23 protein-coding genes are annotated in these 20,578 nt (G+C 40.0%); 4 read left to right on the top strand and 19 right to left on the bottom strand.

Features of this window, described 5'->3' with window-relative positions:
* Window positions 1–256: 256 nt before the first annotated feature.
* Both AT689_RS06605 and AT689_RS06600 read left to right on the top strand, forming a co-directional pair.
* Window positions 257–1,975 (top strand): phospho-sugar mutase, encoded by a 1,719-nt coding sequence (locus AT689_RS06605; protein WP_000121713.1) that lies wholly within the window; start codon window positions 257–259, stop codon window positions 1,973–1,975.
* Window positions 1,976–2,085: 110 nt separating this feature from the next.
* Window positions 2,086–2,433 (top strand): thioredoxin, encoded by a 348-nt coding sequence (locus tag AT689_RS06600; RefSeq protein ID WP_000434652.1) that lies wholly within the window; start codon window positions 2,086–2,088, stop codon window positions 2,431–2,433.
* Window positions 2,434–2,710: 277 nt separating this feature from the next.
* Here the strand turns inward: AT689_RS06600 and AT689_RS06595 are convergent, their stop codons facing one another.
* The 5 genes from AT689_RS06595 to AT689_RS06575 all read right to left on the bottom strand — a co-directional run bounded on the left by AT689_RS06595 (window position 2,711) and on the right by AT689_RS06575 (window position 7,371).
* On the bottom strand, window positions 2,711–3,547 hold the full coding sequence (locus AT689_RS06595; protein ID WP_000759190.1) for an amino acid ABC transporter substrate-binding protein: 837 nt from the start codon (window positions 3,545–3,547) through the stop codon (window positions 2,711–2,713).
* A gap of 12 nt (window positions 3,548–3,559) precedes the next feature.
* Complete coding sequence (locus AT689_RS06590) at window positions 3,560–4,189, bottom strand: amino acid ABC transporter ATP-binding protein (protein WP_000891765.1); 630 nt, start codon at window positions 4,187–4,189, stop codon at window positions 3,560–3,562.
* A gap of 9 nt (window positions 4,190–4,198) precedes the next feature.
* A complete protein-coding gene (locus AT689_RS06585; RefSeq protein ID WP_000120830.1) occupies window positions 4,199–4,840 on the bottom strand; it encodes an amino acid ABC transporter permease in 642 nt (213 codons plus the stop codon).
* Window positions 4,841–4,985: 145 nt separating this feature from the next.
* Window positions 4,986–6,215 (bottom strand): tetratricopeptide repeat protein, encoded by a 1,230-nt coding sequence (locus tag AT689_RS06580; RefSeq protein WP_001065947.1) that lies wholly within the window; start codon window positions 6,213–6,215, stop codon window positions 4,986–4,988.
* A complete protein-coding gene (locus tag AT689_RS06575; RefSeq protein ID WP_000435455.1) occupies window positions 6,205–7,371 on the bottom strand; it encodes an AI-2E family transporter in 1,167 nt (388 codons plus the stop codon). The genes AT689_RS06580 and AT689_RS06575 overlap by 11 nt, the downstream gene beginning before the upstream one ends.
* Window positions 7,372–7,514: 143 nt before the next feature.
* On the opposite strand from AT689_RS06575, the gene AT689_RS06570 reads away from it, so the two are divergent.
* Window positions 7,515–8,528: a lactonase family protein gene (locus tag AT689_RS06570; RefSeq protein WP_000665621.1), complete on the top strand. Its 1,014-nt coding sequence runs from the start codon at window positions 7,515–7,517 to the stop codon at window positions 8,526–8,528.
* Window positions 8,529–8,572: 44 nt separating this feature from the next.
* Here the strand turns inward: AT689_RS06570 and AT689_RS06565 are convergent, their stop codons facing one another.
* The 10 genes from AT689_RS06565 to AT689_RS06520 all read right to left on the bottom strand — a co-directional run bounded on the left by AT689_RS06565 (window position 8,573) and on the right by AT689_RS06520 (window position 16,829).
* Entirely contained in the window at window positions 8,573–8,992 is a 420-nt protein-coding gene (locus tag AT689_RS06565) for a F0F1 ATP synthase subunit epsilon (protein ID WP_000068039.1), read from the bottom strand.
* A 10-nt stretch (window positions 8,993–9,002) separates the two neighbouring features.
* Complete coding sequence (gene atpD, locus AT689_RS06560; RefSeq protein ID WP_000094360.1) at window positions 9,003–10,409, bottom strand: F0F1 ATP synthase subunit beta; 1,407 nt, start codon at window positions 10,407–10,409, stop codon at window positions 9,003–9,005.
* A gap of 85 nt (window positions 10,410–10,494) precedes the next feature.
* Complete coding sequence (locus AT689_RS06555) at window positions 10,495–11,373, bottom strand: F0F1 ATP synthase subunit gamma (RefSeq protein ID WP_000301209.1); 879 nt, start codon at window positions 11,371–11,373, stop codon at window positions 10,495–10,497.
* A gap of 15 nt (window positions 11,374–11,388) precedes the next feature.
* The gene (atpA, locus tag AT689_RS06550; protein ID WP_000996646.1) at window positions 11,389–12,894 is read right to left on the bottom strand and encodes a F0F1 ATP synthase subunit alpha; all 1,506 of its coding nucleotides are present in this window, start codon (window positions 12,892–12,894) and stop codon (window positions 11,389–11,391) included.
* Window positions 12,895–12,908: 14 nt separating this feature from the next.
* A complete protein-coding gene (locus tag AT689_RS06545; protein ID WP_000359036.1) occupies window positions 12,909–13,445 on the bottom strand; it encodes a F0F1 ATP synthase subunit delta in 537 nt (178 codons plus the stop codon).
* A complete protein-coding gene (gene atpF, locus AT689_RS06540) occupies window positions 13,445–13,939 on the bottom strand; it encodes a F0F1 ATP synthase subunit B (protein WP_000558554.1) in 495 nt (164 codons plus the stop codon). Before atpF ends, AT689_RS06545 begins: the two co-directional genes overlap by 1 nt.
* Before the next feature lie 13 nt (window positions 13,940–13,952).
* A complete protein-coding gene (gene atpB, locus AT689_RS06535) occupies window positions 13,953–14,669 on the bottom strand; it encodes a F0F1 ATP synthase subunit A (protein WP_000392851.1) in 717 nt (238 codons plus the stop codon).
* 34 nt (window positions 14,670–14,703) lie between these two features.
* The gene (locus AT689_RS06530; RefSeq protein ID WP_001054562.1) at window positions 14,704–14,904 is read right to left on the bottom strand and encodes a F0F1 ATP synthase subunit C; all 201 of its coding nucleotides are present in this window, start codon (window positions 14,902–14,904) and stop codon (window positions 14,704–14,706) included.
* Between the two features lie 74 nt (window positions 14,905–14,978).
* Window positions 14,979–15,986: an IS30 family transposase gene (locus tag AT689_RS06525; RefSeq protein WP_060544780.1), complete on the bottom strand. Its 1,008-nt coding sequence runs from the start codon at window positions 15,984–15,986 to the stop codon at window positions 14,979–14,981.
* Between the two features lie 444 nt (window positions 15,987–16,430).
* The gene (locus tag AT689_RS06520; RefSeq protein ID WP_000428147.1) at window positions 16,431–16,829 is read right to left on the bottom strand and encodes a GNAT family N-acetyltransferase; all 399 of its coding nucleotides are present in this window, start codon (window positions 16,827–16,829) and stop codon (window positions 16,431–16,433) included.
* A 120-nt stretch (window positions 16,830–16,949) separates the two neighbouring features.
* Here AT689_RS06520 and AT689_RS13445 point away from each other — a divergent pair, with 120 nt between their 5' ends.
* Window positions 16,950–17,273 (top strand): hypothetical protein, encoded by a 324-nt coding sequence (locus AT689_RS13445; protein ID WP_000693117.1) that lies wholly within the window; start codon window positions 16,950–16,952, stop codon window positions 17,271–17,273.
* A 56-nt stretch (window positions 17,274–17,329) separates the two neighbouring features.
* Here the strand turns inward: AT689_RS13445 and greA are convergent, their stop codons facing one another.
* From greA to AT689_RS06495, 4 genes are all read right to left on the bottom strand, one after another.
* Complete coding sequence (gene greA, locus AT689_RS06510; RefSeq protein WP_000818760.1) at window positions 17,330–17,812, bottom strand: transcription elongation factor GreA; 483 nt, start codon at window positions 17,810–17,812, stop codon at window positions 17,330–17,332.
* Between the two features lie 70 nt (window positions 17,813–17,882).
* Window positions 17,883–19,538, bottom strand: coding sequence for an endolytic transglycosylase MltG (mltG, locus tag AT689_RS06505; protein ID WP_001291649.1), 1,656 nt, complete (start codon window positions 19,536–19,538; stop codon window positions 17,883–17,885).
* Between the two features lie 80 nt (window positions 19,539–19,618).
* A complete protein-coding gene (locus AT689_RS06500; protein WP_000702436.1) occupies window positions 19,619–20,113 on the bottom strand; it encodes a GNAT family N-acetyltransferase in 495 nt (164 codons plus the stop codon).
* Window positions 20,110–20,574, bottom strand: coding sequence for a GNAT family N-acetyltransferase (locus AT689_RS06495; RefSeq protein ID WP_000405296.1), 465 nt, complete (start codon window positions 20,572–20,574; stop codon window positions 20,110–20,112). The genes AT689_RS06500 and AT689_RS06495 overlap by 4 nt, the downstream gene beginning before the upstream one ends.
* Window positions 20,575–20,578: the final 4 nt, after the last annotated feature.

Genomic DNA, 20,578 nt, shown 5'->3' with positions numbered 1-20,578 from the left:
TTAAAATCAGTACTATATGCCATAGCTTTATTATAATATGCTTGTTTAAAACTAAGCAACTATATCAATGTTTTGTTATTAGAAGACTTACTTTTTTTACTGAAATCGAATTTTTCCTAACCTCAACATCATATAACCCCAAAATTCAATCTGACCTGGTTTGAAGAGATGTTCGAAGCAGATAAGGTTTTACTAAAACTAAAAAAAATGATATAATCAAACTGATTAAATGTTTTAAAAATAAAGGAGAATTTGAATGTCTTACCAAGAAAATTACCAGAAATGGGTTGATTTTGTGGAGCTTCCTGACTACCTTCGTCAAGATTTGGAAAATATGGACGAAAAAACTAAGGAAGATGCCTTCTATACAAATCTTGAATTTGGTACTGCAGGTATGCGTGGCTTGGTTGGTGCTGGTACAAACCGTATCAACATCTACGTTGTTCGCCAAGCTACTGAAGGATTGGCTCGTTTGATTGAGTCAAAAGGTGGAAACGAGAAAGAACGCGGTGTAGCAATTGCCTACGATAGCCGTCACTTCTCACCTGAGTTTGCCTTTGAATCTGCGGCAGTTCTTGCTAAACACGGCATCAAATCTTACGTATTTGAAAGCCTTCGTCCAACTCCAGAACTATCATTTGCAGTTCGTCATCTCAACTGTTTCGCAGGTATCATGGTCACAGCCAGCCACAACCCTGCTCCATTTAACGGTTACAAGGTTTACGGTGAAGACGGTGGACAAATGCCTCCACACGATGCGGACGCTTTGACTACTTATATCCGTGCAATCGAAAACCCATTTGCAGTTGAAGTTGCTGATGTGGAAACTGAAAAAGCTTCTGGCTTGATTGAAGTTATCGGCGAAGCTGTTGACGTAGAATACCTTAAAGAGGTTAAGGACGTAAACATCAACCCAGCCTTGATTGAAGAATTTGGTAAAGACATGAAGATTGTCTACACACCACTTCATGGTACTGGTGAAATGTTGGCTCGTCGTGCTCTTGCCCAAGCAGGATTTGACTCTGTTCAAGTTGTTGAAGCGCAAGCAACTGCTGACCCAGACTTCTCAACTGTAACATCTCCAAACCCAGAAAGCCAAGCAGCCTTTGCCCTTGCTGAAGAACTTGGTCGTCAAGTTGGTGCAGATGTTCTTGTCGCAACTGACCCAGACGCTGACCGTGTTGGTGTTGAAGTTCTTCAAAAAGATGGTAGCTACCTCAACCTTTCAGGTAACCAAATCGGTGCTATCATGGCTAAATACATCTTGGAAGCTCACAAAAACGCTGGAACTCTTCCTGAAAATGCCGCTCTCTGCAAATCTATCGTTTCAACTGACTTGGTAACGAAGATTGCTGAAAGCTACGGCGCAACTATGTTCAACGTCTTGACAGGTTTCAAATTTATCGCTGAAAAAATCCAAGAATTCGAAGAAAAACACAACCACACTTACATGATGGGATTTGAAGAAAGCTTCGGTTACTTGATTAAACCATTTGTACGTGATAAAGATGCCATCCAAGCCGTTCTTGTCGTTGCTGAACTTGCTGCCTACTACCGTTCTCGTGGTTTGACACTTGCTGACGGTATCGAAGAAATCTATAAAGAATATGGCTACTACGCAGAAAAAACAATCTCTGTTACTCTTTCAGGTGTCGATGGTGCTGAACAAATCAAAGCGATTATGGCTAAATTCCGCAACAATGCTCCAACAGAATGGAACGCAACAGCTATCACTGTCGTAGAAGACTTCAAGGCACAAACTGCTACTGTTGCTGACGGTACTGTTACAAACTTGACAACTCCTCCAAGTGATGTGTTGAAATACACACTTGCTGACGGTTCATGGATTGCCGTTCGCCCTTCAGGTACAGAACCAAAAATCAAGTTCTACATTGCAGTTGTAGGGGAAACCAACGAAGAATCACAAGCTAAGATTGCTAACATCGAAGCAGAAATCAATGCATTTGTAAAATAAAGACCTATAAAAGATGAGACCAACCAACCTCATCTTTTTTCGTATCAAATCTAAGCAATTTTAGAAACTTTATGGCATACTAGACTTATCAATGAAAGCGAGGTAATCTCATGGAACAATTTTTAGATAACATCAAAGACCTTGAAGTCACTACAGTTGTGCGTGCGCAAGAAGCTCTTGATAAAAAAGAAACTGCAACCTTCTTTATCGGTCGCAAAACTTGCCCTTACTGCCGTAAATTTTCAGGTACATTGTCAGGTGTCGTAGCTGAAACCAAAGCTCACATTTACTTCATCAATAGTGAAGAACCAAGCCAACTCAATGATTTGCAAGCATTCCGCTCACGCTATGGAATCCCAACTGTACCAGGTTTTGTTCATATTACAGATGGACAAATCAACGTCCGTTGCGACTCTTCAATGTCAGCACAAGAAATCAAAGATTTCGCAGGATTGTAAAAAATCAGCTAACAAGTCTTAAAATCACAAAAACGCATAATGTAAGGTGCAAAAACCTTGATATTATGCGTTTTATTGTTCCTAAAACAGTTACATCAGCATTTCATTACAGAACATTTTAATTTTGGAAGTCAAATCAATTTTTAACAATGTTTTAGAAATCACAGTGGGCTATTCCATATTCAATTATCCAGATTCAATCGCTATTATCGTTTTCCTAGATTACAAAAAAACTACGTTTTGCTAATCAAAACGCAGTTTCAGCCACTATTTTATCTTACTGTCCTTCTTTTACTTCTTTGGTTGCTACATCTTCTCCAAACCATTTTTGACTGATTTCTTGGAACTTGCCGTCCTTGTAAAGACTAGAAAAAGCTTCATTTATCTTCTTAACCAAGTTTGTATCTTCCTTACGGGCTCCAACCGCAAAAGCTTCTGTTTCTAGTCCAACTGTAAAGACATTATAATCGTTTAAAACACCTTCTGCTTCTAAATAATAATTTGCATAGACACGGTCAATCAATAGACCATCAATTCGATCGTTTTTCAAATCAATCAAGGCTTCATTAAGGGTTTGGTATTGATTCGCTTCCTTATTAGCGACAATATTCTTCAAAATTTCTGGATTTGCTTCAAAGTCCGCATAACCAGATGAACCAGCTTGAGCTCCTAATGTCTTTCCAGTCATATCCTTTGCAGTCGTGATACCAGATGATTTCTTCGTAACCAATACCTGCTCATTCTTCATATATGAGTTACTGAAAGCCACCTTTTCACGGCGTTCGTCTGTAGCGGAATAGCCATTCCAAATCAGATCAATCGTTCCTTTTGTCAATTCAGCTTCTTTCAAATCCCAATCAATCGGTTGCCAATTTACCGTGATTCCGTATTTTTCAAAAACAGCTGTAGCTAAATCAATATCAAATCCTGCATAAGAACCATCTTTCTGAGCAAATCCCATTGGAACAAAAGTACTATCAAATCCAATAGTAATAGACTTGTTAGACTGGTACTTTGACCAATTATCTCCACTAGTTTCGCTAGAATTTTTCCCACAAGCTACTAAGAACAAAGCAGTCATCAGACTGACTAATACAAGCATCCATTTTTTCATCCATTTTTCCTCCTATTTAGGTTCTACTTTCAATAATACATCTGCGATATTTTCAGCAAACTGCAAATCATGGGTAACCACAATCTGGGTCATCCCAAGTTCCCTATTTTGCAAGATTAGCTTCTCCACTTCCAAACGTAATTCTGGATCCAGGGCAGAAGTTGGTTCATCGTAGCCAATGATTTCTGGGTCAATCATCATAGCACGCGCCAAAGCCACCCGCTGCTTTTGCCCACCAGATAGTGAGAAAGGATAGGCCTCTGCGTGTCCTCCTAGTCCTAACTGTTCCAAGAGTCCACTCGCCTTCTTCTCAGCCTCTTCCTGCTTCATTCCCATGGTCTTCACAGGCGATAAAGTCAAATTTTCCAGAACTGATAGATGAGGAAATAGTTGAAAATCTTGGAAGACAAATCCCAGTAGGTTGCGCTTCTGCAATTCATCTAGCTCTAAAGGTTGTCCATTATAAAAGATTTGCCCTGAATCAATGGTTTCAAGACCTGCAAGCATACGTAAAAGAGTTGTCTTACCTCCACCAGAAGGTCCAACGATAGCCAGGATTTGCTTTTCAGGAATACTTAGACTGAAATCAGACAGGATTTGTTTGTCTCCAAAGACTTTATTGATATTTCGTAATTCTAACATAGCTGCCCCCTATCTATAATAACTGTACTTTTTCTCAACTTTTTTGGAAATAATTGTCACAATCCCAATTAAAATCAAGTAAATGGCTCCTGCCAAGAACATAGGAACCAGACTAGCATCGCGGTTAGCAGCTGTTCGACTAGCCAAGATAAGGTCTGAAATTCCGAGAGCATAGACCAAAGAAGTATCCTTGACCAAACTCATAACTTCATTAAAGACACTAGGAAGAACGATCTTGGTCACTTGGGGCAAGATAATATAGCGCACTCTGTCAAAAGGGCTAAACTTCAAGACCTTGGCAGCCTCATACTGTCCTCTTGGAATAGTGTCAATTCCCCCACGGAAAATTTCTGCAAAGTAAGCTGCATAGTTGAGAACAAAGGCAATAATAGCTGCAGGAAGGCGATCTAAACGAATCCCAATACTTGGGAGCACATAATAGATAAAAATCAGTTGCAAGAGTAAGGGGGTTCCTCGCATAACCCAGATGTAAATGTTAATCAGATAATGGAGGGGCTTCCAATGGACTTGCAAGGCAAAGGCAATCAAAACGCCCAAGGGAATCGAAAATAGCAAGACCAGTGCAAAGACCTGTACAGTCGTGCTCGCACCATTCAGTAAACTCGGTAATATCTCAAATAAATAAGACATACTGCACCTCCTAAAAGTAATTGTTCCTATTATAGCATGAATAAACAAGATTACCAAGTATTTTTGTAAAAAGATTCTACCATATACAAATAAAAACCGTAGCTATCAAAAGAGATAAACTACAGTTCTATATGTTTAAACATTCTTACAATCTCTCAAACAGTTCTTGCATTTGCACATCATCTGGAACCAGTTTTAAGTAAGTGTGAGCATGGACTTTTGCTTCTTCAAAATGTCCCAATTCACGCAAGAGATAGATATAGTGTTCCAGAAATTCTGGATTGTCCTTCAAATCTCCTGTCAACTCTTGATAATGCTCATAAGCAGTATCCAAATCGTCCATTTCTTGATAAGAACGAGCAATCATCCACTTGGTCAAAAGATTTTCTGGCTCCTCACTCTGCAAGTCTAGAATATCCTCATAACGCTCCTGCTCCAGATAAATAGTGGCTAAACGAAGCAAGATTTCTTCTGTATCCTCAGCGTCTTCTTTTGCAGTAAGGAGATAATTTTCTGCACCACTAGCATCATGCAATTCATAAGAAAATTGTGAAGCAGCTAGCAAGAGGCGAGTTTCAAAGGGATTTTTCTCTAATCCTTGCTTAGCGATACGCAGGGCTTCTTGAACTTGATGTTCCTTATGTAAAGCCTGACTGTACCCATACTCATAGCCTTCAAAGTCAGGAGAAATGGTATCAAGCTGCTTAAAGTAGAGGGTGGCTTTTTGATATTCTTCTTGATCAAAATAAAGACTGGCCAACTCAAAAGCTGTTAAGTCATCGTATTCTAACTCCAGGGCTTTTTCTAAAAACTCAGTAGCCGTTTCAAATTTCCCTAACTGAGCATAGGCAAAGCCAATTCGTTGATAGGTGGAAATGCCCGTTTGCTCATAAATCGAGCGATTATCTAACTGGGCATAGGCTTGAATAGCCGCTTGGTAATTTTCCAACTCACTATCCAACTCTGCCAAACCCAATATCAAGAGAGAATCCTCTGAGTAGGTCAAGGCCTCCAATAATTTCTCACGTGCCACATCTGTCAAACCTTCCAGCTGGTAAAGGTCTGCCTTCAGAGCCAAAGACGAGACATACCAGTCACTGTCAGCTTGGATTTCCTCAAGATAGGTAAAGGCTTCTTCTATTTGACCATCCTCGCTAGCAATTGCAGCTAGATTAAGATGAACCTCTGGAAAATCCTCTACAATTTTCAGGTAAATTTCCTTGGCCTGAGGATAGAAACCAATCCCTTCAAGATAAGTTGCCAACTCATACAGAAGATCACTTGAATCATTTTCTAAAGCTTTGGCGAAATAATGCTCAGCCTTAGTTAAATCTTGCTCCTCCAAAGCCTGTAACATCTGTTGACTATTGTTCACTCTTGACTTCCTCACCCTCTAATTCATATAGACCACTGACTACCTTATACCATTCGAAAATGGCTGAAATGACAACCTTAGCAGAGGCATAAACCGGAATACCAAGTAAAACTCCCCAGATACCAAACATAGATCCTGAAGTTAACAAAACAAAGAGAACATTAATAGGATGGATGTTTAATTGACTTCCCAAAATCAATGGAGAGACAAAACGGCCTTCAATAGTTTGTTCTACAATAAAGACAATCACTACTTTCAAAAGCATGACTGGACCAGCAATCAAACCCAATACTAGGGCAGGAAGCATGGCTAGAAAGCTACCAAGATAAGGGACCAGATTTAAAATACCAGCAGTAACCCCCAGCGTAACCGCATAGCGTAGACCAATAATCTTGAAGAAGATGATAAACATTACTGCTACAATAATAGCCACTGTCACTTGCCCTCGAACATAGTTGGACAACTGTTGATTCACATCTGATAGAACTTGTCCAACAGGTTCCTTCAATTTTCTTGGAATGAATTGGGTCAAATAGTTACGCAAGCCTTTCCCATCACGCAAGAGATAAAAGAGCATGAAAGGAACGATAATCAAGGCAACAATCACTTGAGAAGCTCCGCTAATAAAGGCACTCACCCAGTTGACTGCCTGAGATGAAACCTTACTTGCCAAAACTGTAGCCTGGCTAGAAAAATTGGTCAAAACTTGCTCTAATTGAGGTCTGAAATCATCTGGCAGGTGCTGGGCTACCAATCCATTAACAATCCTATCTATATCTTCTAAGTAAACAGGAACGTTTCTTGCAAAGGTCAAAACCTGACGTTGCAGATTTGGAATGGCGACTGCCAAGCCCCAAATGATAAAGAGAGCGATGATAACAAAGACAATAGTGATAGCTATAACACGATTAACCTTATGCTTCTCCATCCAATCAACAATAGGATTCAACAAATAATATAACAAACCAGACAAAATGACTGGCAACATCACAACTGCTAAAAAGTCTAAAACAGGTGAAAATAGAAAACTAATCTTACTTAAAATAAAAAGATTCAGTCCCAATAATAAGGTTACTAAAAATACCGTAATTGCCTTGTTATCTAAAAACCACTTGAAAAACCAAGATAGGCTAAAATGTTTCTCTTTTTGCTCCATAAATACTTCCTTTCTATTGTCCTCTCATTATACCATTTTTGAAACAAAATAACTCTTTTTTAAAGTGCTTACATCTAATTGGATATCTTTAATTTACTTGTTTTTGTGATATAATAGTCTTATCTTTACACAGAGGTATAGTAATGAAAGAAACTGTTTATTTTGGAACTTATACACGTCGTACTTCTCAAGGGATTTACAAGGCAGACTTTGATACAGAAACTGGTCAGCTTTCAAATCTAGAACTTTTTGCAGCTGAGCCAAGTCCAACCTACCTTGCCTTTGACCAGCACCAACATTTATACACTGTTGGTAGCCAAGACGATAAGGGGGGAATTGCAGCCTATCAAACTGACGGGACTGTGTTAAATCATGTTGTTGAAGAAGGAGCTCCCCACTGTTATGTTGCTGTCGATGAAAAGCGTGATTTGGTTTACGCAGCCAACTATCACAAGGGACAAGTCCTTGTTTATAAACGCCAGGAAGATGGTAGTCTTCTACTTAGTGATATGGATCAACACAGTGGCCAAGGTCCACATGAAAATCAAGCTTCCCCCCATGTTCACTATACAGATTTAACACCTGACCACTATCTAGTGACCTGCGACTTGGGAACTGACCAAGTCATCACCTATGACCTCGATCAAGAAGGAAAATTATCTAAGCTCTATACCTATCACAGCAAGCCAGGAGCAGGCTCACGCCATATCATTTTCCATAACCACTATAAAATCGCTTATCTCATTTGTGAACTCAATAGTACTATCGAAGTTTTAATCTACGATGGCGTTGGCGAATTTGTACGTATGCAGGTTATTTCAACTTTACCAGAAGCTTACGAAGGCTTTAATGGAACCGCTGCTATTCATCTCTCTAAAGACGGTAAATACCTCTACGCTTCTAACCGTGGCCATGATTCTATCGCAGTATATACCATCCTTGCGGACGGTAGCTTAGAGTTATTAGAAATCGTTCCAACGCATGGTCAGACTCCACGTGATTTTGATTTGACACCCGACCAAAAATTTCTCATTGTTGTCCATCAAGACTCTGACAATGCAACTGTCTTTAAACGTAATTGTGACAATGGTCGTCTAGCAGAACTCTCCAACGACTTCCATGTTCCCGAAGCAGTCTGCATCCGTTTTGCTCCTTAAAACACCATAAAAAATGAACTTGGTATTTTCAAGTTCATTTTTTCTTATAGTCTATTTCCGACATTAATACGGTTAATGGCACGTTGCAAAGCAATCTTAGCACGACGTTCTTGGTCAATCAAATGTTTGTCTTGTGCTTCTTCAATTGCACGTTCTGCACGAAGTTTGGCACGTTCTGCACGACTGATATCGATATCACGAGCACGTTCTGCAGAGTCAGCGACGATTGTGATCATATCATTGGCAATTTCAATAACGCCACCGTTTACTGCAATCCAGTTCACGTGATCTTTATCATCGATACATTTTACCTTTACTTCATCAACTGCTAAAACCGCAATCATATTTTCATGTCGTGGCAAGATCCCCATCTCACCATCCAGAGTTCGAACCGATACATAGCTGGCATGGTGATCATAGACGAGACCATCTGGTGTCACGATCTGGACAGTTAACTGAGCCATAGGTCACCTCTTAAAATCCCATTTTTTCAGCTTTTGCAATCACATCTTCGATAGAACCTACACCACGGAAGGCATCTTCTGGCAAGTGGTCGTATTTACCATCAAGGATTTCCTTAAAGCCACGTACAGTTTCAGCAACTGGAACATAAGAACCTGGCTGACCAGTAAATTGTTCCGCAACGTTGAAGTTTTGTGACAAGAAGAACTGGATACGACGGGCGCGAGCAACCAAGGTCTTTTCTTCATCAGAAAGCTCATCCATACCAAGGATAGCAATGATATCTTGCAATTCATGGTAACGTTGAAGGACACGTTTTACTTCAGCAGCAACTGCATAGTGCTCTTCTCCAACGATTTCAGGTGCCAAGGCACGTGAGCTTGAAGCAAGTGGGTCAACGGCTGGGTAGATACCCAATTGTACCAACTTACGTTCCAAGTTTGTTGTTGAATCCAAGTGAGCGAAGGCTGTTGCTGGCGCTGGGTCAGTATAGTCATCCGCTGGCACATAGATAGCCTGGATAGAGGTTACAGAACCCTTCTTGGTTGATGTGATACGTTCTTGCAATTGACCCATTTCCGTAGCAAGTGTTGGTTGGTAACCAACGGCTGATGGCATACGACCCAAAAGGGCAGATACTTCTGAACCAGCCTGAGTGAAACGGAAGATATTATCGATAAAGAGAAGCACGTCTTGGCCTTCCACATCACGGAAGTATTCAGCGATTGTCAAACCAGTAAGGGCAACACGCATACGTGCTCCTGGTGGCTCATTCATCTGACCAAAGACCATGGCTGTTTTCTCGATAACGCCTGATTCTTTCATTTCCCAGTAAAGGTCATTCCCCTCACGAGTACGTTCCCCAACACCAGTAAATACTGAAATACCACCGTGCTCTTGGGCAATGTTGTGAATCAATTCTTGGATTAAGACGGTTTTACCAACTCCGGCACCACCGAAAAGTCCAACTTTACCACCTTTAAGGTAAGGGGCAAGAAGGTCAATAACCTTGATCCCTGTTTCAAGGATTTCAGAAGAGGTAGACAACTCATCAAAAGTTGGAGCTTTTTTATGAATTGGCTGACGCTCTGCGTCTTCTGTAAAAGGAGCTTCCAAATCAATGGTATCTCCCAAAACGTTGAAGACACGTCCCAAAGTTTCTTTACCTACTGGTACAGAGATTGGACGACCCGTGTCCAATACTTCCATTCCACGAGTCAACCCATCTGTTGATTCCATGGCGATAGTACGAACCATACCATCTCCTAACTCCAAGGCTACTTCAAGGACGATTTTTGTTTTTCTTTCGTCATTTTTGTAGACGACAAGTGCATTGTTAATCTCAGGAAGTTTTTCCCCTGCTGCAAACAAAACGTCTACAACGGGACCGATAACCTGAGCAATTTTACCTGAACTCATCTCCTTCTCCTATTCTATATAAGATACTGTCGGTTCCTAGCTCAACTAGGTCCTAAGTTCATTTTCATACGAGCTGGACTAGAGCCTATTCTAAGGCACTAGCACCTGCTACGATTTCTGTAATTTCTTGTGTAATCGCCGCCTGTCTGGCACGGTTATACTGAATTGTCAAATCATTGATGACTTTCTTAGCATTATCTGTCGCTGTTTGCATGGCTGTCATACCCGCAGCATTCTCAGCTGTCTTGGCATCGATAATGGCACCGTAAATCATACTTTCTGCAAACTTAGGCAACAACTGCTCCAGAATTTCTTCTCGGCTGGTTTCCAATTCAAAAGTCAAGCTGTACTCTTCATCCGCTTCATTTGGATCCAAGTCAACAATCGGAAGCATTTGTTCCACACGCATTTGACTGGTTAGCGTATTGACATGGTGGTTGTAGCAAACATAAAGCTCATCAAAGAGTTCATTTTGGTACATTTCAACAGTTTTTGAAATAATCTTACGAACTTGATCAAAGCTAGGTTGGTCTGCCAAGCCACGTAATTCATAAAGTGGTTGAATACCGCGAGCCTTAAAGAAATCAGCTCCCATCCCACCGATACAGATCATTTCAAAACCTTTACCGTCTGGGTGGTATTCTTCTTTCAACTCCATAACAGCTTTCAAAATAGAGGAATTATAACCTCCAACCAAACCGCGGTCTGAAGTGATAACGATATAGCCTGTCTTCTTCACAGAACGGCTAATCAACATCGGATTAGTTGAAGCACCAGCTCCATTACCATGAAGGATATCTGTCAAAAGTTTACGCACTTTCTGAGCGTAAACTTGGAAGTTGCGAGCAGCTTCTTCAGAACGACCTAGCTTAGCAGCCGATACCATTTGCATGGCATTAGTGATTTGACTCGTATTTTTTGTTGAGGCGATTTTTGTTTTAATATCATTTAGAGATACTGCCATCTGACACCTCTATTCTTATTGGAAGCTAGATTGATTGAGAAACTCTGTAATCGCAGCATCCAAGACTGCTTCTTCTGGCAAGTCTTTTGTATCACGAATGGTTTCCAAAATCTCTGGATGTTGAGCATCAAAGAAGGTATGGAACTCTTCCTCGAAACGAACAATATCATCTACTGGAACAGTATCCAAGAAACCATGTGTCAAAGCATAAAGAATGGTTACTTGTTTCTCAACAGGTAATGGTTTGTGAACAGGTTGTTTCAAGACCTCAACGGTACGACGTCCACGGTTCAACTTAGCCTGTGTTGCTGCGTCCAAGTCAGAACCAAACTTAGTAAAGGCTTCCAACTCACGGTATGAAGCAAGGTCGATACGAAGTGTACCAGCAACCTTCTTCATGGCTTTGATTTGTGCAGAACCACCTACACGAGATACAGATGAACCCGCATCGATGGCTGGACGAATACCTGCATTGAAGAGGCCATCGCCAAGGAAGATTTGTCCATCAGTGATAGAAATCACGTTGGTTGCGATATAGGCTGAGATATCTCCTGCTTGTGTCTCGATAAATGGTAGGGCTGTAATTGATCCACCACCAAGTTCATCAGAAACTTTAGCTGAGCGCTCAAGCAAACGGCTGTGGAGATAGAAAACATCCCCTGGGAAGGCTTCACGACCTGGAGGACGACGAAGCAAGAGCGATAGTTCACGATAAGCTACCGCTTGTTTTGATAGATCATCGTATACAATCAAAACATGCTTACCTTGATACATAAATTCTTCCGCCATAGCAACCCCAGTATAAGGAGCTAGGAAGAGCAATGGAGATGGTTGTGAAGCAGAGGCTGTCACAACGATTGTGTAGTCCAAGGCACCGTACTGACGAAGTGTTTCTACTTGCGTACGAACTGTTGATTCTTTTTGTCCAATCGCGACGTAGATACAGATCATATCTTGATCTTTTTGGTTCAAGATTGTATCAATCGCAATGGTTGTTTTCCCTGTCTGACGGTCACCGATAATCAACTCACGTTGACCACGACCAATCGGTACAAGGGCGTCAATAGCTTTCAAACCAGTTTGCAATGGTTCTGAAACAGACTTACGTTGCATAACACCAGGAGCTGGTGCTTCTACTGGACGAGTTTTATCAGTGTGGATTTCTCCAAGACCGTCAACTGGACGACCAAGCGGATCCACAACACGACCAATCAGACTTTCACCTACAGGGACTTCCATGATTTTCCCTGTACGGCGGATTGTATCGCCTTCACGGATATCTGTAAAGTCACCTAGGATGATAATACCAACGTCTGTTGACTCCAAGTTTTGAGCCATACCATAAGAGCCGTTTTCAAAATTCAACAACTCTCCACTCATGACATTTTCAAGGCCATGAGCACGCGCGATACCGTCCCCGATATAGGTTACAACACCTGTTTCAGTCACATCAAAATTGGGTTTGAAATTTTCAATTTGTTGCTTAATTAAAGCGCTGATTTCTTGTGCGTTAATTGCCAAAAGAACACCACTTTCTATTTCAAATTTTCTTTAACAACTTTAAGTTGTTGTTTAATACTCACATCAATTGTCTTGTGATTGGCAAAAATGACAAAACCACCAATGAGACTTTCATCGATTTGTTCTTTTACACTCCTTACTTTCAGAGACATTTTTTTCTCAATCAAAGGGAGCAAACGAGTCTTCTGTTCATCAGTTAGAGGATGAGCAGACGTAATCGTCACTTCAAATCGATTTGTTTCTTTTTCAAGTCGGTTCAAGCAATCTACAAGCACATCATAAAAAAGATTTGCTCTGTGATTGTAGGCCAGAACCTGGATAAAGTTTTGTAATAAAGGCGACACAGAATCTTGGAAAAAAGCAATTGTTTTTTCCTTATCCGACTCGTCTACTGCCACTTGTTTTAAAAAAGAAGGCAGACCTGTTTTTTCAACAACTTGCTTGATTTGAGTCAAGTCTGAAAAGATACGGTCTTCTTCTCCTTTTTCAAGTACCAATTGGACAAAAGGCATGCTGTATTTTTCAATTACCTTTACTGTTTTCTTGTCCATTAAGCTTCTCCTAGCTGATCGATATACTGATCAATGAGTGCTTTATGGGCATGACTGTCAAGGTTTTGTGAGATGATTTTACCAGCTAAGCTGATGGTCAAATCTGCGACCTCACCCTTAACACTCTGTAAAGCTTCTACTTTATTTTGAGCAATTTCTTGATTGGCTTTTTCTTTTAAGTGTCCTGCTTCTAGTTTAGCATCTGCTAAGATATTAGCCTTACTTTGCTCAGCTGTTTCCTTTGCATTTTCAATGATTGTCTTAGCTTCTTTACGGCTACCAGCCAATTCATCTTCGCGTTTTTGAGCCAATACTTCTGCTTTTTGACGGGCTTCTTCAGCTCTGTCAATATCTGAAGCAATTTTTTCAGCTCTTTCTTCGAAAATGCCTGTAATATTAGACCATGCAAATTTTTTAATCAAGACTAGCAAAAGAATAAAAGAGCCAGTGATTAAAATAAAATTACCAATTAATTCACCTACTGTTACGTGCATCAGTTACTCCTTTCTATTCCTCTTCAATATTAATCTTATTCCCTAAATACACAGATGTCAAAAGAGTAAAAACATAAGCTTGGATGCAGGAAATAAAGACAGAAAATGCAGTCCAAGCCAAATTAGCTCCAAAGGCTACTGGATACCAATAAATAGCTTGGTGGGAAAGAAGAAGTAACAAACTCGTCATGACCTCTCCTGCAAAGATATTCCCAAAAATCCGCAAAGCCAAAGATAAGAAGTTTGTAAATTCTTCCAAGATATTCATCGGTATGACAAAAACAGGACTCATAAAAGATTTTATACTTTTTTTAAATCCACGACGACGAACGCTTTCTATATGTGTCAACAAAATGACAAGAAAAGATAAGGTTAAGTCATACTGTAAATTAGCGGTTGGCGAACTCCACCAGTTAGTCCCATCGATCGTTTGAAGCTTTGTCATTAAGCCAAGGTTATTGGCAATCACCATGAAAAGGAATAAACAAAGGAAAAAGAGTGAGTAATCTTTCATGTAGCGCGAACCAATGTTAGGTTCTGTAAATCCAATAACAAAGTCATAGACATACTCAAGTACATTTTGCTTTCCTTTGGGTTTCAAGGTCATATTGCGGCTTGCCCAATAAATAAAGACAAAAATAACTCCCACAATCAACAAAGTCATGGCTAACATAGTCAGATTGAAGATAACAGGACCAATAGAGATGATTGGATTAATACTTTCTTCCATCTAAAATCCTCCCTTTTCTTCTCGTTCCATGTATTTATTTGATAATAAATGAGAAGACAAGAGTTACAAAGAAAGTTCCTTCAATAAAGGCAACACCTAAAAACATCAAACTACGAAACTCAGAAAGCATATCTGGTTGGCGTGCTACTGATTTAAACAGTCCATTCATCAATAAACCTTCACCGACAGATACGCCCATACAGGCAATACATAAGCCTAAAAATGTTAAATTCATAACAAATTCTCCTTTAAAATAAAATTTACTTACTTAGTGTAGTCCTAAAATTTAAATTTGTCAACTTTTAACCGCTATTGGAAGCGTTTAATAAAAATTATTTCCATTTTGCTAAATTTCAAGTTCAAGTTAGCCATCCAGAAGTCTTCTCTGGGTGACTTGTAGTCCAAGCATTTTTTAGGATAGTTGTTAATCCACTTTTCGATGAATGCGACTTCTTTGGGAGTCATTTTCTTGGTTCCCTTAGGTAACCATCTACGAATGAACCTGTTGTGATTCTCATTAGTTCCCCTTTCCCAAGAGGCATAGGGGTGCGCATAATAAATGTGCTCCTCAGAAAATACATCAGACAAGCGATTGAATTCCGTTCCATTATCTGCCGTGATGGAAAGAATCTTGTGTTGTTTTAAGATGAGTTTTAGAGCCTGATTGACCACCTCAGCACTTTTATTTGGAATCAATCGGATGATCTGATGTCTACTCTTTCGATCCGTCAAGACAAGCAAGCAGTAGTTTTTCGCTCTCGTAAGTAGAACCGTATCAATCTCATAATGCCCATTCTCCAAGCGAAGATTGATAGCTTCAGGCCGCTGTGCGATGGATTGACCAGCAGGTTTAAAGTTGGTGCTGGCCTGTTTCTTAAGCGCTTTTCCTTTTCTAGGGTAAGGCAAATCCTGCTTGCTTAACCCCAATTTTCCATGATGAATCCAATAGTAAATGGTTGAAATTCCCACGTTAACCCCTTTAGCCATCACCATCATTTCAGGCGAAAATTTTTGGTTATGATAGTGGAGAATCTTTTCCTTTAGTTCCTTGGTCAAGCTTGATTTCTTGACCGAGCGCTTGCGATTGTTTTCATAAGACTGTTGAGCGTAGTCGGCAGAATAAACCTCTTTGAAGCGCCCTTTTCCAAGACATTGTCGGACTGTCCCACGCTTGATTTCAGTGTGGATAGTTTGAGGAGCTTTTCCAAGTAGAGAGGCAACTTCTCTATTTGATTTTCCTTCTTTTTTCCATCTTTCGATTAAGCGACGGCTATCGATTGTCAAATGTTTACCTTTTGTAGTATAATTGTCTTGCATTTCTGTGCCTTTCTTGTGTTTGTGGTTGAACAACAAGTATAACACAGAGGTGTTTTCTTATGCCTACAAGAGCTTTCATTATTTCCATTTTCTTTTGGATTTCACTCTATTCTGAAAAACTTGTGTATATTTACTGAAGCTAGCAAGTCTTACCTGTAAATTTAATGAAAGCAACACAAAATCCGAGAGGGGAATCTCGGATTAATAGATAGAGAGTTTTTAGTTTAAATAAATTGTTTAAAATATCAACAACATCACTTCTTTTCTTAACCTGATAAGTCTTGATTCCTAATTTTGGGGCTACGATTATATTGTCCTCAATATCGTCTAGAAAGACACAATTTCTAGGTTATAACTGGTATTTATCGATAGTTACTCATATACATCAGTCCACCTCCATACTTATGTGCGAGCCTCTCTTTGTATTATACCTCCATACTCACCTTACAGATTCTTTTGGTAATAATATCTTTGCCTAATGTAGAGATAGTCTTGCAAAGAAAAAACTTCCTTGTAGCCATGTTTCTGATAAAAGTCCGGTGCCTGGAACTGGTAAGTATTGACAAAGGCAAAACAACAATTTCGATTCTTAGCTTCACTTTCTGCCTGTTGCAATAGTTTTGAACCGATTCCTTGCCCTCGCAGTTCCTCTTTTACAAACAAATACTCGATTTCTAGCCAATTTCCAAAAGTCTCTGCTATCAAACCTGCCAGGAGATTGCCCTTTTCATCTTCGACATAAAGATTAAGTGGCTCACTTTCAGCCTCTTCTCTTTTTGAACGGTTATAAACACGAATCAGATTCCCTATTTCTTGCGATTTATGTGATTCCTTATTTTCCAATCTAATGAAATGAAATAAAACATGCGCAAATCGATTAAGGAATTTAATCTAATTTCTAACAATGTCTTAGAAATCAAAGTGTACTATTTTAACTTCAATGCACTATACATCTAATACTCAATGAAAATCAAAGAGCAAACTAGGAAACTAGCCGCAGGTTGCTCAAAACACTGTTTTGAGGTTGTAGATAGAACTGACGAAGTCAGCTCAAAACATGGTTTTGAGGTTGTAGATGAAACTGACGAAGTCAGCTCAAAACATGGTTTTGAGGTTGTAGATGAAACTGACGAAGTCAGCTCAAAACATGGTTTTGAGGTTGTAGATGAAACTGACGAAGTCAGCTCAAAACATGGTTTTGAGGTTGTAGATGAAACTGACAAAGTCAGTAACCATACATACGGCAAGGCGACGCTGACGTGGTTTGAAGAGATTTTCGAAGAGTAGCAAAATGGAAAAAGGAGTGAGTGAAGCACATCGCCTCCCCACTCCTTTTTCTGTTTTTAGGCTGTTTTTTCAACCTTCAAGATTTTTACATCATAGCTACCAACAGGCGTTTCAATGGTTGCTGTATCACCTGTTTTCTTGCCAATCAAGGCCTGCCCAATTGGGCTTTCATTTGAAACCTTACCTGCAAAGGCATCCGCACCAGCTGAACCTACGATAATATAAACTTCTTCTTCGTCCTCACCAATTTCTTGGATGGTGACTGTTTTACCAATCGCTACTTCGTCCTGGGCAACTGCGTCGCTATTGACGATTTCAGCATAGCGGATTTTTGTTTCTAAGCTAGAGATTTGTCCTTCGACAAAGGCTTGTTCATCCTTAGCTGCTTCGTACTCACTGTTTTCTGAAAGATCACCGTATGAACGGGCAATCTTAATGCGTTCTACCACTTCTGGTCGACGAACCAATTTCAATTCTTCTAATTCTTTTTCAAGTTTCTCCTTTTCCTCAAGGGTCATAGGATATGTTTTTTCTGCCATTTTTCTCAACTTTCTTCTGATAATATTTTCTAAAGAAAATTATGTGAAGTATCACATAATTTTAGTTTGTTTAGTTTAATTTGCTGTTGACATGTTCAGCGACATTGCGGTCGTGGTCTTCTTGATTGTTAGCATAGTAGACCTTGCCTTCTGTGACATCTGCTACAAAGTAGAGGTTATCGCTCTTAGTTTGATTGATGCTTGACTCAATCGCATCCAGACTTGGACTATCGACTGGACCAGGCATGAGACCTACATTTTTATAAACATTATAAGGTGAATCAATGTCGGTATCAATCGCAACATCCTCAGCTAGACTGATATTTTGCCCCAGTTTTCCTTGGGCATACAAGATTGCAATATTACTTTGAAGTGGCATATCACGATTTAAACGATTGTAGAATACACCTGCAATGAGCTTACGATCTTCTGTCTTGGCACCTTCTTTTTCGACCAAGGAAGCAATGGTCAACAACTCATTGATAGTCAAGTTTTTAGATTTGATAGTACTATAGTAAGGAGATAGGTTCTTATCCATAGCAGCTAACATCTCATCAATCAAGCTCTCAATAGTTGTGCTTTCCTTGATAGAGTATGTAGCTGGGAAAAGGTATCCTTCCAAACGATAACGCGCACCGCTGTCTTTTACAGGCAAACTTTCCAGTAAAGTAGGATATTTCGCTACTGCTTGACTGATAAACGTCTCATCTTGAACTTTAGCCAAGAAAGCCTCCGCTGTCAAAGACTCTTTGAAGTCACCTTGCAATTGACCCACAGTTTGAGCAATCTGATCCAAGGTATAACCTTCTGGAATTGTCAAAGTCGCAAGTACAGGTTCTTGCGGTTCATCTGTTCCACCTTTTTGCAACTCTTTGAGTAAGTCTTCTGTACTCATACTCTTTTGCAAATTGTAGTAACCTGCTTTCAAGTCGGTATAATTTTTATACTTGGCATAAAAACTAAAAATCAGACCATGCTTTACCAAACCAGCTTTTTCAAGCGTCGTACCGATTTCTTGAACGTTTGAACCTTCTGGAATTCCAACCGTCACATATTTCTTAGAATTAGCATCGATAGGTAACAAAGAATCTAGCACGTACTGGTAACCAAAGTAACCACCTGCTGAGAGCAAGGCAAGGAATACAAGGAATGAAATCACAAAAGCTTTCACATGTGACTTCTTCTCTTTCTTAGGTTTAACGGGTTTTGCTCCTTCTCTACGGCTACGACGTGATGTATCGCTGATGATATCCACTGTTTCTGTAGCAGGCGTAGGTGTTTCTGGACCTGCTTGTTCTGCTTTTTTCTCTGCCGTCGTATAGGAAACAGCTACCCTTGTTGGGGTTTCATTGTATTCTCTTTCAAGTTTCTTAGGTCTAACAGGACCTGGACCTGGTCTTGATCCACTTTCTTCCGCTGGAGAAGAAGGTACATCTTGACTTGGATGACTTGGAACACCAGGAGTTTCTCTTTGAATCTCATCTGCTGGAGAAGCTGGTACACCTTGACTTGGGTGAGTAGGCACGGTAGGAGCTTTTCTCATAATCTCCTCTACCGTTGACAAGGAATCAGCCATGAGTTCTTCAGCTGAAGGTTCATTTGCAGGAGTGCGAACTACTGCCTCATCTTCTTTCAGAACTTCATCATAGCCTTTTACTTTTTCTAAATCTCTCAGAATCTGCTCTTTAAAGCTTAATTTCTCTTCTTCTCTTGACTTTTCACTCAAAAGTTTTTCCTCCTTGTTGATAATCCATAATATTATATCTTAAAAGTCCAAAAAAAGCAATCTATGATACTTTTCCTAACTTATTTTTTCATTTCCCAGACCATATCATACCATGTTTCCCCTGCAAAGGTTGACTGGGACTGGCCTTCGTTGACAAATCCATGTTTTTCATAATAGGCGATGAGATAGTCATGACAGGTTAGATTAATGCCATCTCTCTCATCTTCAAGAGCAACTTCTTTCAAGGCTGTCAGCAATTTCTGACCCAGTCCGAGTCCCTGTGCCTCCTTGGCAATAGACAGACAGGTCACAGAGATATAACCACCAGGCTCATGACTATAGTCTTTTATTTCTTCTGTAAAAGACTGGTCTTGCAGATGGCGGTGCAGGCCAACTGGTCCTTCGATATAACCCATGATTCTTCCTTCTTTTTCAGCAACCAGAAAAGAGGTCTGAATTTCTCTCAAATGTGCTTCAAAGACAGAAGGAGGAATGGCTTCTTCGACCGAAAAATTTTCAAATTCAAGTTCAACAATCCGATCCAAATCTTCTAATCTTGCTTGTCTGATTTTCATTGTTCCTCCAGATAAAAGGGATTAAACCAAATCATACTATAGCCCTGGCTAGTTGCATAGAGCAAAGTTGCTTCTTCATCAACAAAACCGTTCATTTCAAAATAGGAAAGCAGCTCATCAGGACTCTCCAAACGAATCCCTTTGTAATCCAGATCAACTGCCACCTCTTTCAAGGCTGCAAGAAGAAGTGTTCCCAAGCCCTGTCTCTGATGGTCAGACTCGATGACTAAAGAATGTACTTTTAGATATTGCGGATTGTCTGACTGGGGACTTGATAAAATATAGCCTAAAAGTTGATTTTCATCCCTAGCTAGAAGAAAGGTATCCGCACACTTACGGATACTTTCTTCTAAAATATGGGAAAGTTGCTGCTTTTCAGCTGGAAAAGACGAGGTCTGAAGTGCCCCTATCTCAGGCAAATCAGACTTGCTTGCCTGAATGATCTTAATTGGAATTTCCATGGGA

This window comes from Streptococcus pneumoniae (assembly GCF_001457635.1).
Taxonomy (GTDB): Bacteria; Bacillota; Bacilli; order Lactobacillales; family Streptococcaceae; genus Streptococcus; species Streptococcus pneumoniae.
This window is presented reverse-complemented; position numbering and strand designations above follow the sequence as displayed.